Genomic DNA, 13588 nt, shown 5'->3' on the forward strand with positions numbered 1-13588 from the left:
TTAACAGCTGTCGGTGACGCGGAGCAGACTGGGCACGTGAGAATGGTCCTGGTTCCCGACGCCGACGGTGGCGCGATGACCGTTCGCACCGATCCCGCGGGCGTTCCGGTCGAGTCGCCACGTCGTCACTCCGACGTCGTGGCCGCGGTCCGTGACATCGAGGCCACCGAGCACCCCCGCTGGGTCTGGACGAGTACCGCGGCCGTCTATCCGGCGCTGCTGCGAACCGGGGTGCGCGTGCGGCGCTGCCAGGACCTCGCGCTCACCCACGCCATCCTCAGCATGCGCGACGGTGTTCCCGCGCCGCCGCCGGACGAACCCGTCGACGAACGCCCCGGACTGTTCGAGACCGCACCCACCACGGATCCGGCGCAGGTGGTGGCGGACTTCGCGGAACAGCGGAAGACGATCGGTGACGATGCACGGCTCGACCTGCTGGTGGCAGCCGAGTCCGCGGGTGCGCTGGCCGCGGCGGAGATGAGCGTCGACGGCCTGCCGTTCTCCACCCGTACCCATCGCGCCTTCCTCGAGGCGGCGCTCGGGCCGCGGCCGGCCGGGTACGACCTGCCGCAGCGCATCCAGGACGTGACCGTGGAGATCGGGTCGGCGTTCGGCCGTCGCATCAACCCGGCGTCCCACGTCGAGGTCGTCGACGCATTTCGCCGTGAGGGCATCGAACTCGCGTCGACCCGCAAACACCTGCTGCGCGAGGTCGATCATCCCGCCGTGCCGCTGCTGCTGCGCCACCGCGATCTGTCCAAGCTGTTCAGCACGAACGGCTGGCAGTGGCTGGACAGTTGGGTCCGCGACGACCGGTTCCGGCCCGTCTACGTCCCCGGCGGCGTGGTGTCCGGCCGCTGGGCGAGCCGCGGCGGCGGCGCACTGCAGATTCCGAAACCGCTGCGGTCGAGCGTGATCGCCGACCCGGGTCACACGTTCGTCATCGCCGACGCCGGCCAACTCGAACCCCGCATCCTGGCCGCCATGTCGGGTGACGCCCGCATGGTCGCCGCGGCGGGCGCCGACGACCTGTATGCACCGGTGGCGGCGGAGACGTTCGACGGCGATCGTGGCAAGGCCAAGGTCGCGATCCTCGGTGTTCTGTACGGCGCCACCGCGGGCGAGGCCCGTTCGCTGCTCACCCTGCTGCGCACCCGCTTTCCTGTCGCCGTCGAATATGTGGAAAGGGCGGCCCGTGCCGGTGAACGTGGCGAGGTCGTGCACTCGTGGCTCGGCCGGGCGTGCCCACCGCCGTCACCCGATTTCTGGTCGCACGGCGACGCCCGGTCGCGCGGCCGGTTCACTCGAAACTTCGTGGTACAGGCCACGGCAGCCGAGTGGGCACTGTGCGTGCTCGCGGACCTGCGGCGCCGGCTGGCCGACGACCCGGACAGTGAACTCGTCTTCTTCCAGCACGACGAGGTGATGGTGCATACCCGGGACCCCGACTCGGCGACGCGGCACGTTCTGGGCGCGGTCGAGGTAGCCACCCGGTTGCTGTTCGGCGAGACGCGGGTGCGGTTCCCGATGGATGTGGCGGTGCGGGACTGCTACGCCGAAACCTCCGACGAGGCCTGACGCGCGCGGATTTCCGGTGTCGCGGGTGCGCTCGACATGGTGTACTGGGACGCACTGCTGGCGGGGGCGGCGAAGGAGAACCCATGACGAAGTTGGATTCGACGGACTCGAGCACCAGCGGCGAGACGCCGCGCAGATTCCGCTGGCCTGCGTTCACCATCGTGGCCATCGCGATCATCGCGTTCTTCGCGGGCGGATTCGGGGGGTCCTTCCAGGGAAAGCTCACCGAGGTCCAGAAGAACGACAACGCCGCCTACCTGTCGAGTTCCGCCGAATCGACGATCGTCACCAACGAATCGTCCAAGTTCCTCACCGTCGAAACCATCCCCGGTTTCGTGCTGTTCCACAGCGACTCCCCGCTCACCGAGCAGGACAAGGCCGCCATCGCCCAGGCGCGTGACGCCATCGCGGCAGTCGACGGGGTCGACGCCGAAGGCATGGCCCAGACACAGTTCTCCCAGGACGGCACCACGGCATCGATCTTCGTTCCCCTCGTCGCGAAGGAGGACGGCACGGCGGTCGCCGGCGATGTGCTCGCCGCCACCGAGGAGAACGTCCTCACCGCCGCGAAGAACGCGGCCGCCGGGCTCGAGGTGCTTCCTGCCGGTCCCGGTGGCCTCCTGGTGGCGTTCATCGACGCGTTCGCCGGACTCGACGGTGCACTGCTGGGCGCCGCGCTGCTCGTGGTCGTCCTGATCCTGCTGGTGGTCTACCGCTCCCCGGTGCTGTGGTTCTTCCCGCTCTTCTCGGCGCTACTCGCGCTCGGCCTGGCGTCGATGGTCATCTACTTCCTCGCCAAGGCGGAGGTGCTCACACTCACCGGACAGAGCCAGGGCATCCTGTTCGTCCTCGTGATCGGTGCGGGCACCGACTATGCGCTCCTCCTGATCTCCCGATATCGGGAAGAACTGCACTTCTATCCAAGCCGGTTCGACGCCATGATCAAGGCGTGGAAGGAATCCGCCCCCGCCATCACGGCGTCGGCGGTCACCGTCATCCTCGGTCTGCTGTGCCTGACGTTCTCCGAACTGAACTCCAACAAGAGTCTCGGGCCGGTCGCCGCGATCGGCATCGCGTGCACGTACCTCGTGATGATGACGTTCCTGCCCGTGGCGCTGTCCGCGGCGGGGCGGTGGGTGTTCTGGCCGCGGAAACCGAAGGTGGACGAGGCCGCAGACCTCACCACGCACGGTCTGTGGGGCAGGATCGCCGCCCAGGTCGGGAGCAAGGACCGCCCCCTCTGGATCGGTACGACGGTGCTGCTGGCCGTGCTGTTCCTGGTCGGCATCGGCAGTCTGAAGACGGACGGGTTGTCGTCGTCGGAGAACTTCACCAACCGGCCCGACGCCGTCGTCGGTCAGGAGTTGTACGACTCCAAGTTCGATCCTGGTGCCGGCGCGCCTGCCGTCATCGTCACCAATGCCGATCAGACGGACGCGGTCATCGCGGCCGTGAGCGGTGTGGACGGGGTGTCGACGGATCCCGGCGCGGTGTGCCCGCAGGTCGATGTCGAGAAGCTGTCTGCACTCGTCAAGTCCAATCCGGCCGCGGTGGCGTCGGCGGCCGGGCAGGGGTGCGCACCCGACTTCCTCACGGCCGCACCGATCGACGGCCGCATGGTCGTCAACGTGACGCTCGCGGACTCGTACGATTCCCCGGAAGCCCTCGAGACGGTGAAGCGACTGCGCGACGCAGCGCACGCCGTGCCCGGTGCCGATTCGCTCGTCGGTGGCAGCACGGCAACCACTCTCGACGTGCAGACGGCGTCGGTGCACGACCGGAACCTGATCATCCCGATCGTTCTCGTCGTCATCTTCGTCGTGCTGGCCCTCCTGCTCCGGGCCCTGCTCACGCCCATCATCCTCATCGCCACCGTGGTCCTGTCGTTCGCAGCCACCCTCGGGGTGTGCGGACTCTTCTTCACCCACGTCTTCCATTTCGCGAATGCAGATCCGGCGTTCCCCCTGTTCGCGTTCGTGTTCCTCGTGGCGCTCGGCATCGACTACAACATCTTCCTGATGACCCGGGTCCGCGAGGAAACCGAGGAACACGGCACCAAATCCGGTGTGCTGCGTGGGCTGGCAGTGACCGGTGGCGTCATCACGTCGGCCGGTGTCGTGCTCGCCGCGACGTTCGCGGTGCTGGGTGTGCTGCCCCTGGTGTTCCTCGCCGAGGTCGGTTTCGCGGTCGCGTTCGGTGTGCTGCTCGACACGATCATCGTGCGCAGCATCCTCGTCCCGGCGCTCTCGCACGACATCGGCAAGAAGATCTGGTGGCCGTCGGCGCTGGCGAAAGCAAAGGATTAATACGCTTCGTCCGTCCACAGGTGGAACAGCGCGTAGGCCCGCCACGGCCGCCACGGCTCGGCCAGTTCCGCTGCCTGCCTGCCGGTCCTGACCCCCAGCGCGCGCTTGAGGACGAGGTCGTCGGGTGTGAACGCATCCGGGTCGGCCAGCACCCGCACCGTCAGATAGTCCGCCGTCCACGGACCGATGCCGGGCAGTGCGAGCAGACCGGCCCGGAATTCGGCCGGGTCGGTGTCCGCGCCGAGACTCAGACCGTCGGACGCCGCCTCGGCCAGCGCGAGCACCGTCCTGGCCCGGGCGCCGGTGAGGCCGAGGGTCGAGCGCAACTGTTCGGGTGAGAGCGCTGCCAGCGTCTCCGGTTCGGGGAACGCGAAGAATCCGTCGTGGACCGGCCGGCCGTATGCGTGCACGAGCCGGCTGCCGAACGTCCGGGCCGCTGCCAGCGAAACCTGTTGTCCGAGAACAGTCAGAACGGCCGTCTCGAACCCGTCCACGCTCCCCAGGCGCCGCAGACCCGGACGCAGCGCCACCAGCGGAGCCAGTTGCGGATGATGGCTCAACGCGGCGTCGATCGGCAGCGGATCCGTGTCGAGGTCGAGCCAGCGCCGGACCGCGGCTGTCACAGCCTCGACGTCTCCGGGATCCGCCGGTGTCAGGTGCGCCTCGACGTACCCGTCGGCGGGACGGACGACGACGGACACCAGAGCGGGCCCGTGCGGACCGTTCACCACCCGGGTGTGTGTTCCGTCGGGGTCGTGTCGCTCGAGTCCGGACACGGTGTGGGCGCGGAGCGCGCGCCACAGCGGCGCATGGGTGAACGGACCCCGGTAGGGCAGTTGCACTCTCATGCGTCCTCGAGTCCCGTCACCCGCAGTGTGATGTTCAGTCGGCCCGTTGTCAGCCCACAGGCCGGATCACTCGTGCCGGGAAACACTTTCGGCACTCCGTGATACGCGAACCGGGACTCACCACCGAACACGAAGAGGTCGCCCGACAGCAACTCGACGTCGGTGTACGGCTTGGTGCGGGTGGTGGTGTTGCCGAAGCGGAATGTGCACGTGTCGCCGATGCTCAACGACACGACGGCCGCATCGGACCGCTCCTCCTTGTCCTGGTGCATGCCCATCTTCGCGGTGTCGTCGTAGAAGTTGATCAGCGCGGCGTCGGGTGTGTACCCGTCGGCGGGCTGCCCGTAGGCCTCGCTCACCGCCCGCCGGCCGAGTTCGACCAGCCAGCCGGGCACCGGCGCGACGCGGCCACCGCCCGCGTCCTCGGCGGTGCGCGAGTAGGAATACGGTTTCCAGTGCCAGCCTAGGCACACGGTCTGCACCGACATGCGATGCCCCGTCGGCAGTTGCGCGGCCCGCATCGGGACCGGTGCGGTGGCCCAGCGCCGGCATTCGGCCACCAGGTGGCGTTGCGCGGCCGGCGTGAGCCAGTCGGGTACGTGGACGGCGCCGGGCGCCACCTCGGTTCGGGGGCGGGGTATCAAGGCGGACATCACGGTCACTCGGCGTCGTGCAGGACCAGGCCGAGGGTTCGGCGGGTGCCGCGCCGAACGGTGCTGACACCGTGCCGTACCGGTCCCGTCGACCAACCGCGGGTCGAGCGCACGGGTCTGTCCCTGGTGGTGAAGATCAGCGCGTGCCCCTGCTGCAGCGTCGTCACCGTGCCCCGGGACTGGGCGCGGGGCCGCTGCTCGACGAGCATGAACTCGCCGCCCTCGTGGTCCACTCCCGGACGGTCGAGGCCGATCACCACCTGCAACGGGAACACGAGGTCACCGTAGAGGTCGCGGTGCAGCGCGTTCCAGTCGTTCGCGCGGTAGCTGAGCAGGATGGGTGTCGCTCGTTTCTGGCCGGCGTCGTGGCACATGTCCAGCCATTCGCCGAGGGTGTCCGGCCACGGCGAGGGATGCCTCAGCTTGGCGGCCCAGTCCCGTGCCACGGGAAGCAGTTTCGGGTAGAAGGCGGCGCGGAGTTCGGCCACGACCTCCGGTAGCGGGTAGTCGAAGTACCGGTACTGTCCCGAGCCGAAACGGTGCCGGGCCATGTCGACGGTGGACCGGAAACGCTCGACCTCCTCGTACATGTCCGCGATCTGCCCGCATTCCGCGGCGGTCAGGATCTGCTCCGATTGCGCGCATCCGGCGGCATCGGTCTCGGCGTGGAGACCCTGCCAATCCAGGTCGTTCACGCGTTGCGTCAAAATGGTCATGCCGCTGCCTCCAATGTCAGCAGGATCGACTTGGCCTCCGGCCCACCCGCGTACTGCCCCATGCTGCCGTCACTGCGGACCACCCGGTGGCAGGGAACCACGACGGGGAGCGGGTTGAGCGCGCAGGCGGTTCCGACCGCGCGCACAGCTTTCGGACTGCCTGCGGCCGCCGCGACCGCGGCGTAACTCGCGGTGTGCCCGTAGTCGATCTCGGGAAGATGGTGGAGAACCTCGAGCCGAAATCCCTTGGACAGCCTGAAGTCCAGCGGGATGTCGAAACTCGTGCGCTCGCCGAGGAAGTATTCGTCGATCTCGTGGGCCACCCTGTCGAGTCGGGCGGGTGCGCGCAGGATCCGGGGGCTGATCTGCTCGGCGAGGGTCTGCAGTACGGCGTCGTGATCCTGGCTGGGGAAGGCGACCCGCACCAGCCCGCGATCGGTGGCGGCGAGCAGGAGCGAACCGACGGGGGTGTCGAGTGTCCGGTACGCGACGTCGAGGAGACCTGCCTCGGCGGCGAGGGCGGCGAGCCGCTCACGCAGTTTCTGCTCGACCGCGGAGTCCGACGTGGACAGGGCGTAGACGATGTCGGGGATGTTCATGTGATGTCTCCACTCACAGAGATCGAGAGGGTCTTGCGTAGCGCCGCAATGCCGTCGGCGGCCGCCCGCCGCGACGCGTCCGGGGAGTTGCCGAGGATCACCGCGATCTCGGTGTACGGCAGCCCGGCCAGGTAGTGATACGCCACCGCAGCCCGCTGCTTCATCGGCAGGGCGCCGACCGAGTTCCACAACTCGGCGTCGTGACCGCCGGGAAGTCCGCGGTCGGTGGTCTGCTCGGGAAGCTCGTCGGTGGGGACGGGCCGCCGGTCACGCGCACGTATGTGGTCGAGCGCTTTCCGGTGCGCGATCGTCACCAGCCATGCTTCGACGTTGCTCCCGGGACGCAGGTCGGGGTACGCCCGCATCGCGGCGATGAACGTCTCCGACCAGGCGTCCTCGGCGTCCACCGGACCGACCACGGCCCGGCAGACCCGCAGCACCGTCGGGCCGTGCTCGGCCACGACGTCTTCGAACGGTTTCAGGGTCATCGGCTCAGCCGGAGTCCCGCCCGTTCCGCTTCGCGTTCGAGCAGGAACCGTTTGCGGTCGAGCCCGCCCGCGTACCCCGTCAGGCTGCCGTTGCTCCCGATGACGCGGTGGCACGGAACGATGATGCTGATCGGATTTCTGCCGTTCGCCGCCGCCACCGCACGAACCGCGGTCGGGGTGCCGAGGGAGTCGGCCAGCTGACCGTACGTCCACGTCTCGCCGTACGGGATGGTGCGCAGGGCGTCCCACACTCGTTGCTGGAACAGGGTGCCACGCGCGGCGAGCGGGACGGTGAACTCGGTTCGCCTGCCGTCGAAGTATTCGGTGAGCTGGGTGATGGCCTCGTCGAAACCTGCGGTGTCGCGTTCCCCGAACGTAGCGGGATTGGGCTGATGCCGGTGTTCGACCATGTAGATGCCGCTCAGCACCCCGTCGACGCTCACCAGCGTCAGGGGGCCGATCGGTGAATCGATGACTGTGTGTGCTGCTCGGTCGGCATTCACGGTGCCAATCCTTCCAGGTGTACGGGCCTCTGAAAGGTAGACGTCTGCCACGACCGAAACGTGAGGTGCGAAAAGCATCAGGCAGGATGGGCCGATGGCTCTCGTACAACTCGGCACCCGCGACCTGGTGCGTACCGTCACCGGGATCGTCCGGTGGTCGGCGGACACCGCTGAACTCGTCGTCTCCCTTCCCGGCCGGATCGGCACCCTTCTGGACCAGGTCGAAGTGCTGATTGCCCGCATCGAGGCGATCAGCGACGGCGCCGAGATCGCCGTGTCGAGGGCGAACGCGGTGGCGGAATCGGCGGCGACCGTCGTCTCCACCGCCGACCACGCGTCCGCGTCGGCGCAGACCCTCATCGGCCTGTACGAGCCGCTGGCGACGAAGGCCGCCCCACTGGCACAGCGGTTCGTCGACGACCTCACCGAGGAGGAGATTCACGCCGCGATCGGGTTGGTGAACCACCTGCCCGAGCTGACCCTCCGCATGGAGGGGCTGCTGCCGATCCTGGCCACCCTCGACACCGTGTCGCCGGAGATCCACCAACTCCTCGAGGAGGTCCAGGGCGTGCGCCAGGCGATCCAGGGCGTCCCCGGGTTCAAGTTCTTCCGCAGGCGCGGCGAGGCCCAGGAGGACGAGGACTACGCGCGGTAGCCGTCCGTTCCGGCGCGTCCCACGACGATCTTCGGGACCACCGCGCGCGACGACAGCCGCAGCAGGGCGTCGACGAGTTCGACGATGTCGTCGACCTCGATCATCGCCTCGGGCGGGATCGTGTCGTGGATCCACGCGGACATGTCGGTGTCGACGTACGCCGGGGCGAGCGCGGTCGCGGAGACGCCGTTGCCCGACTCCTCCACGTTCAGCGTCTCGGTGAGGGAGATCAGCGCGGCCTTGGTCGCCCCGTAGACGGCGAGCCCCGCCTCGGCGTACACGCCGGTGATCGATGCCAGGGCCACGACCTTGGACCCGCGCCCCGGGTTCTCCGCCGCACCGGTCCGGAGCAGCGGCAGCGACTGCTGCAGCAGGCTGAACGGCGCCCGCAGGTTGACTCCGAGGCTCTTGTCGAATCGGCTCAGTGGGAACTCGCCGATGGGGCCCGCGGTTCCGACCCCGGCATTGAGTACCAGCGCGTTCAGCGAACCGTAGGCGTCGGCGTGCGCCTCGACGACGCGTCCCGCGGATTCCTCGTCAGCGAGGTCACCGGCGACCACGACGACGTCCTTCGCGCCTGCGGTCCGCAGGTCGGCGGCCACGGACTCGAGCCGATCACGATCGCGGGCGGTGATCGTCAGTCCGTACCCCTGTTCGGCGAGACGGGTGGCGATGCCGAGTCCGATACCACGTGAGGCACCGGTGATCAGTGCGGTGCGACTCATACGGTCTGTCCTTTCAGGGCGCGCAGGCCGGCCGCGATGAATTCGGGCACCGCGTCGCCCGCCTTGTCGAACCCCTCACCGACGGTGGCGCCGACACGGTAGCGGTGGTTGATGCCCTCGGCGATGACGGCGAGTTTGAAGTTCGCGAGCGCCAGGTAGAAGTTCCAGTGGACCAGTTCGCGCCCCGACGCCACGGTGTAACGCTGCGCGAGGTCGTCGGCCGACGGCAGTCGCGGGCTCGTCCAGGCCGCCGGTTCGCCGAGCACCAGGTCGAGAGCCGGATGCCGGTAGACGCACATCAGGGCGACATCGGTGAGGGGGTCGCCGAGGGTCGACAGTTCCCAGTCCACGACCGCCGCGACGGTGCTCACGTCGCCGGACGCGAGGATGGTGTTGTCGATGCGGTAGTCGCCGTGCACGATCGACGACTCCGACTGCTGCGGAATCGATTCGACCAGCGCGGCATGCAGGCGGTCGACGTCCGCGGAGTCCGTCGTCTTCACCCGCCCCCACTGACTCGCCCACAATTTGACCTGCCGGGCCACGTACCCGTCCGGGCGGCCGAGCTCGCCCAGGCCGACGGCGTCGTAGTCGACGTTGTGCAACGCACCGAGCACACGGACCAGTTCGTCGGTGCACGAGTCGATGTCGTCGCCGGACAGCGCCTCGAGATCCGACTTGGTCCGGATCACCTGACCCGTCACATGTTCCACCACCGTGAACGGCGCGCCCATCACACTGTCGTCCTCGCACAGTGCGACGGTGGCGGCCACCGGGACGTCGGTGCCCTGCAGCGCCGACGTGATGCGGAACTCGCGGGCAACGTCGTGCGCCGACGGTGTGAGCCCCGCGGTGGGCGGCCTTCGCAGCACCCACCGCGAGGAGTCGTCGAAGATGGCGTACGTGAGGTTGGACTTGCCGCCGGCGATCAGGTCGGCCCGCAAGTCACCGTCGAGAGGAACGCCCGACTCGGACAGGAACTTGCGCAGCGCAACGAGATCGAGCCCCCGATGTTCGCTCATGCGCCCGCCTCCCGCGCGGCCTTCTTCGCGGCACCCACGACACGCTTGGCGATGGCCCAGCGGTGCACCTCGGACGGTCCGTCGTAGACGCGGAACGGTCGCACCTCGCGGGACAGCCGGGCGAGGGGCAGGTCGCCGGACACGCCGAGACCGCCGCACATCTGGATGGAGCGGTCGACGATCCGGAAGATGGCCTCCGATGCGTAGGTCTTGGCGATGGACGTGGAGTTGCTCGCGTGGCCGCCCTGATCGAGTTCCCAGCATGCCCGCGTCAACAGCGCCCGGCTGGCGGCGATGTCGATCTCGTTGTCCGCGACCATCTTCTGGACCATGCCCAGATCGCCCAGCTTGCCTCCGAAACCGTCACGTTGCGCGACGTGTGCCACGGCGACGTCGTGGCCGCGGCGCGCCGCACCGAGCCAGCGCATGACGTGTGTCATCCGGGCGGGCCCGAGCCGGACCTGGGCGTAGGCGAATCCCTGGTCCACCTCGCCGAGAACCCCGCTGTCGGGGACGAACAGATCCTCGAAGAACACCTCGCAGTGCCCACCGATCATCGCCCGGTCGAGGGTGTCGATGTGGCGTCCCACCCTCAGCCCCTCGGCGTCGGCCGGTGTGAGGAACATCGTGGCGCCGCCGCGGTCGCCGGGCACGCCGGAGGTGCGGGCGAAGATGATGAAGAATCCCGCGCCGTCGGCGCCGGTGATGAAGTACTTGTGGCCGTTGATCTTCCACCCGCCCGGCACCTTCTCGGCGCGCGTGGTCAGCGCCGAGGGGTCGGAGCCGGCTCCGGGCGACGGCTCGGTCATGGCGAACGCCGACCGCATGTCGCCGTGCGCCAACGGGGCGAGGAACCGCTCCTTCTGCTCCGGGCTGGCGATGTGCGCGAGCATGTGGACGTTGCCTTCGTCAGGTGCCCCGATGTTCAGGGCCGTCGGACCGAACAGCGAATAGCCCGCAGCCTCGAAGACGGGCGCGCGATCGGTCATGTTCAGGCCGTGCCCGCCGTACTCGACGGGTGCGTGCGGGGCGAAGACTCCGGCGTCCTTGGCTGCCTTCTGCAGCTCCACGCGCAGGGTGTCGCCACCGGCAGCTGTGATGTCGCCGCCGTGCTCGTCCTCGATGGGCAGCACGACTTCGCGGATGAACGCCTCGGTCTTCTCGACGAGCGCGGTCACCTCGGGTGCGTAGGACAGATCGATCGCCACAACTACCTCCAGTCAGTACGACGACTCCGGTACCGACCGATCACTCGCTCGGTCGAAGTCGTCCCCGACAATTCCACACCTTCGAAGGCCGGTCAAGACTCAGCCGGACGCGCCGACCGTGCTCCTCGCGATCGCCAGGTACCGCTCGACCAGTTCGTCGGGCGACAGCGGCCCGTCCTCCCGGTACCAGGTGGACACCGCGACACACATCGTGACGACGGCGCGGCTCGCGTCCTCCGGGAACGGCGTCCGGAACAGCCCGGCCGCCACCCCCTCGCGGACGATGTCGTCCAGCATCTCCTGCTGCTCGTCGCGCAGCGCGATGTACGCCTTCCGGCTCTCCGGTTCCATGCTCCGCGTCTCCCGGGACGCGACGAACGCCTGCTCGCGCCGGTACATGTGGAACCGCAGCAACGACTCGACGACCGCGTCGAACCGCTCGCCCGGTGTCGGGCCCGCCTCGGCCACCGCCGCGTGGCTGCGATCGAGGAGTTCGCGCATCACCGCGTTCGTCAACCCCACCAGCAGCGCCTGCTTGGAGGGGTAGTGATGATAGAGACCGGGGACCGACAGACCGGCGCGGGACGCGATCTCACGGATCGACGCGCCGTCGTACCCCTTCTCGACGAACGCCGCCAGCGCCGCGGCCAGAACCTTGGACAAGCCCTGGTCGGTGTACTCACGCCAGGAACTGCCGCGCTGGGTGCCCTCTACCGTCATGGGTCCTACGGTAGAACAGGCACCCGCCGCTCCCCTGCTGCGGTCGCGGGAGTTGACTAGAGTCGAACGAGGTCGCCCAGATCGACAGCCTTCTCCGACAGAGAGCCAGGGACCACCTGATGATCCACGTCCGCCACTCCGCGATCGCAGCCGTGCCCATCCATGTGGCGTTCGCGTACATCGACGATTACCGGACGGTCCCCGACTGGATGTTCGGAGTCTCGGAGTTCCGTCCGATCGGGGAATTCGACCAGGGGATGGAGTCGACATTCGACGCCGCGATCCACATCGGCCCCACCACGCTGCGGTCCCGGTTAGAGGTCACCGAGTGGGAACAGGACCGGGTCATCACCCTGGCGTCGCTCGACGGCGCCGCCAACTCCTCTACCTGGGAGTTCACCGCTCACGGTGAGGACAAGACCGAGATCAGCGTGGACTTCGCGTACAAACTCCCCGGCGGTCTCGCCGGCAAGGCCCTCGGCCTCATCGTCGAACCGTTCGTCGAAACGGCCGTGAAGAACACCGAGGTGACCTTGCGGCACAACCTCGAGGAGCTGTACGCGAAGCGCAACCGCTAGCGTCCGGGCAGGAAAGCCAGCCGTCCGACCGTTGTCCCCTCGCCGAGTCTCGCGATGCCGTCCGCGACGTCGGTGAGTCCGAGCCGCTCGCTGATCATCGGCTTGATCTCGCCTGCCGCGGCCATCCTCGTCAGCTCGTCGTGGCACTCCCGGATCGCAGCGGGGTTGTAGGCGTTGTACAGCCCCCAGTGCAGCCCGATGATCGAGTAGTTCTTGATCAGCGCATGGTTCAGCCCGGGCGACGGGATGGTGCCACTCGCGAACCCGATCACAATGATGCGACCCTCGAACGCGATGCACTTGGTCGACTTCGTGTAGGAGTCGCCGCCCACCGGATCGAACACGACGTCGGCACCGCGGCCGTCCGTGAAGTCCTTCACGGCCTGGACGAAGTCCTCGCTGTGCCGGTCGATCACGAGGTCGGCTCCGAGTTCCCGCGTATACGCCGCCTTCTCGGGTCCGCCGACGACGCCGATCACCTTGGCGCCTGCCGCCTTACCCAGCTGCACGGCCGCGCTGCCCACACCACCTGCCGCAGCATGCACGAGCAGCGTTTCGCCGGGCTGGATCTGCGTCCTGCGGTGCAGCGCAAACCATCCCGTCTGGTAGCCGATCGACAGCGCCGACGCCTCGGCGTCGTCGAGGGCCTCCGGAGCGGGGAACGCGGTGGCCGAGGACATGACGGCCAGCTCGGCGAACCCGCCGTTCGGCAGGCTCGGCATGCCGATCACCCGGTCGCCGACGGCGAACTCGGTGACACCCTCACCCAGGCCCACCACCTCGCCGCACAGCTCCACACCGGGAGTGAACGGAAGCGGCGGCTTGATCTGGTACTCGCCGCGGCACAACAGCACATCCGGGAAGTTGGCGGCCGCCGAGAGCACCTTGACCAGCAACTCGCCGGGCTTCGGTTCGAGGTCGGGGACGTCCTCGAACGTCAGAACGTCCCGCGGCTGGCCCAATTCGTGTACACGCCACGCCTTCATCGA

At 68.5% G+C, this 13588-nt stretch carries 15 protein-coding genes; 4 read left to right on the top strand and 11 right to left on the bottom strand.

From position 1 onward, the window contains the following. Positions 1-42: 42 nt before the first annotated feature. Both PSR88_RS11745 and PSR88_RS11750 read left to right on the top strand, forming a co-directional pair. Entirely contained in the window at positions 43-1578 is a 1536-nt protein-coding gene (locus PSR88_RS11745) for a bifunctional 3'-5' exonuclease/DNA polymerase (protein ID WP_085990440.1), read from the top strand. 83 nt (positions 1579-1661) lie between these two features. Further along, positions 1662-3884: an MMPL family transporter gene (locus PSR88_RS11750; protein ID WP_016882646.1), complete on the top strand. Its 2223-nt coding sequence runs from the start codon at positions 1662-1664 to the stop codon at positions 3882-3884. On the opposite strand, the gene PSR88_RS11755 is transcribed toward PSR88_RS11750, so the two are convergent. Genes PSR88_RS11755 through PSR88_RS11780 form a run of 6 tightly spaced genes read right to left on the bottom strand, consistent with a single transcriptional unit; the run spans position 3881 to position 7691 of the window. Further along, positions 3881-4732 (bottom strand): DNA-3-methyladenine glycosylase family protein, encoded by an 852-nt coding sequence (locus tag PSR88_RS11755; RefSeq protein WP_016882645.1) that lies wholly within the window; start codon positions 4730-4732, stop codon positions 3881-3883. The two genes, PSR88_RS11750 and PSR88_RS11755, sit on opposite strands and share 4 nt — an antisense overlap. Continuing rightward, positions 4729-5385, bottom strand: a complete 657-nt coding sequence (locus PSR88_RS11760; protein ID WP_011595099.1) for an alpha-ketoglutarate-dependent dioxygenase AlkB family protein — start codon at positions 5383-5385, stop codon at positions 4729-4731. The genes PSR88_RS11755 and PSR88_RS11760 overlap by 4 nt, the downstream gene beginning before the upstream one ends. A 5-nt stretch (positions 5386-5390) precedes the next feature. Then, positions 5391-6101, bottom strand: a complete 711-nt coding sequence (locus PSR88_RS11765; protein ID WP_009474997.1) for a 2OG-Fe(II) oxygenase — start codon at positions 6099-6101, stop codon at positions 5391-5393. After that, on the bottom strand, positions 6098-6700 hold the full coding sequence (locus PSR88_RS11770) for a methylated-DNA--[protein]-cysteine S-methyltransferase (protein WP_009474998.1): 603 nt from the start codon (positions 6698-6700) through the stop codon (positions 6098-6100). Before PSR88_RS11770 ends, PSR88_RS11765 begins: the two co-directional genes overlap by 4 nt. Further along, positions 6697-7188, bottom strand: coding sequence for an RNA polymerase sigma factor (locus tag PSR88_RS11775; RefSeq protein ID WP_009474999.1), 492 nt, complete (start codon positions 7186-7188; stop codon positions 6697-6699). Before PSR88_RS11775 ends, PSR88_RS11770 begins: the two co-directional genes overlap by 4 nt. Continuing rightward, positions 7185-7691, bottom strand: coding sequence for a methylated-DNA--[protein]-cysteine S-methyltransferase (locus tag PSR88_RS11780; RefSeq protein WP_016882644.1), 507 nt, complete (start codon positions 7689-7691; stop codon positions 7185-7187). Before PSR88_RS11780 ends, PSR88_RS11775 begins: the two co-directional genes overlap by 4 nt. 94 nt (positions 7692-7785) lie before the next feature. On the opposite strand from PSR88_RS11780, the gene PSR88_RS11785 reads away from it, so the two are divergent. After that, entirely contained in the window at positions 7786-8346 is a 561-nt protein-coding gene (locus PSR88_RS11785; RefSeq protein WP_016882643.1) for a hypothetical protein, read from the top strand. Here the strand turns inward: PSR88_RS11785 and PSR88_RS11790 are convergent. From PSR88_RS11790 to PSR88_RS11805, 4 genes are all read right to left on the bottom strand, one after another. Further along, the gene (locus tag PSR88_RS11790) at positions 8334-9071 is read right to left on the bottom strand and encodes an SDR family NAD(P)-dependent oxidoreductase (protein WP_011595101.1); all 738 of its coding nucleotides are present in this window, start codon (positions 9069-9071) and stop codon (positions 8334-8336) included. The genes PSR88_RS11785 and PSR88_RS11790 overlap by 13 nt on opposite strands. Further along, entirely contained in the window at positions 9068-10093 is a 1026-nt protein-coding gene (locus tag PSR88_RS11795; protein WP_011595102.1) for a phosphotransferase family protein, read from the bottom strand. Before PSR88_RS11795 ends, PSR88_RS11790 begins: the two co-directional genes overlap by 4 nt. Beyond that, positions 10090-11301, bottom strand: coding sequence for an acyl-CoA dehydrogenase family protein (locus PSR88_RS11800; protein ID WP_011595103.1), 1212 nt, complete (start codon positions 11299-11301; stop codon positions 10090-10092). The genes PSR88_RS11795 and PSR88_RS11800 overlap by 4 nt, the downstream gene beginning before the upstream one ends. A 99-nt stretch (positions 11302-11400) precedes the next feature. Beyond that, on the bottom strand, positions 11401-12021 hold the full coding sequence (locus tag PSR88_RS11805) for a TetR/AcrR family transcriptional regulator (protein WP_009475005.1): 621 nt from the start codon (positions 12019-12021) through the stop codon (positions 11401-11403). 119 nt (positions 12022-12140) lie between these two features. Between PSR88_RS11805 and PSR88_RS11810 the strand changes: the two genes are divergently transcribed. Continuing rightward, entirely contained in the window at positions 12141-12599 is a 459-nt protein-coding gene (locus PSR88_RS11810) for an SRPBCC family protein (protein ID WP_016882642.1), read from the top strand. On the opposite strand, the gene PSR88_RS11815 is transcribed toward PSR88_RS11810, so the two are convergent. Then, the gene (locus PSR88_RS11815; protein ID WP_016882641.1) at positions 12596-13585 is read right to left on the bottom strand and encodes an NADPH:quinone oxidoreductase family protein; all 990 of its coding nucleotides are present in this window, start codon (positions 13583-13585) and stop codon (positions 12596-12598) included. The genes PSR88_RS11810 and PSR88_RS11815 overlap by 4 nt on opposite strands. Positions 13586-13588 lie beyond the last annotated feature (3 nt).

Origin of the sequence: Rhodococcus sp. DK176 (assembly GCF_038447315.2) — a bacterium.
Lineage (GTDB): Bacteria > Actinomycetota > Actinomycetes > Mycobacteriales > Mycobacteriaceae > Rhodococcus_F > Rhodococcus_F jostii_A.

Bases quoted from the DNA above. Each gene is read 5' to 3' on its own strand.
- PSR88_RS11755 (WP_016882645.1), bottom strand. From the start codon at position 4,732: ATGAGAGTGCAACTGCCCTACCGGGGTCCGTTCACCCATGCGCCGCTG.
- PSR88_RS11805 (WP_009475005.1), bottom strand. From the start codon at position 12,021: ATGACGGTAGAGGGCACCCAGCGCGGCAGTTCCTGGCGTGAGTACACC.
- PSR88_RS11750 (WP_016882646.1), top strand. From the start codon at position 1,662: ATGACGAAGTTGGATTCGACGGACTCGAGCACCAGCGGCGAGACGCCG.
- PSR88_RS11760 (WP_011595099.1), bottom strand. From the start codon at position 5,385: ATGTCCGCCTTGATACCCCGCCCCCGAACCGAGGTGGCGCCCGGCGCC.
- PSR88_RS11765 (WP_009474997.1), bottom strand. From the start codon at position 6,101: ATGACCATTTTGACGCAACGCGTGAACGACCTGGATTGGCAGGGTCTC.
- PSR88_RS11795 (WP_011595102.1), bottom strand. From the start codon at position 10,093: ATGAGCGAACATCGGGGGCTCGATCTCGTTGCGCTGCGCAAGTTCCTG.
- PSR88_RS11815 (WP_016882641.1), bottom strand. From the start codon at position 13,585: ATGAAGGCGTGGCGTGTACACGAATTGGGCCAGCCGCGGGACGTTCTG.
- PSR88_RS11790 (WP_011595101.1), bottom strand. From the start codon at position 9,071: ATGAGTCGCACCGCACTGATCACCGGTGCCTCACGTGGTATCGGACTC.
- PSR88_RS11785 (WP_016882643.1), top strand. From the start codon at position 7,786: ATGGCTCTCGTACAACTCGGCACCCGCGACCTGGTGCGTACCGTCACC.
- PSR88_RS11745 (WP_085990440.1), top strand. From the start codon at position 43: ATGGTCCTGGTTCCCGACGCCGACGGTGGCGCGATGACCGTTCGCACC.
- PSR88_RS11810 (WP_016882642.1), top strand. From the start codon at position 12,141: ATGATCCACGTCCGCCACTCCGCGATCGCAGCCGTGCCCATCCATGTG.
- PSR88_RS11770 (WP_009474998.1), bottom strand. From the start codon at position 6,700: ATGAACATCCCCGACATCGTCTACGCCCTGTCCACGTCGGACTCCGCG.
- PSR88_RS11775 (WP_009474999.1), bottom strand. From the start codon at position 7,188: ATGACCCTGAAACCGTTCGAAGACGTCGTGGCCGAGCACGGCCCGACG.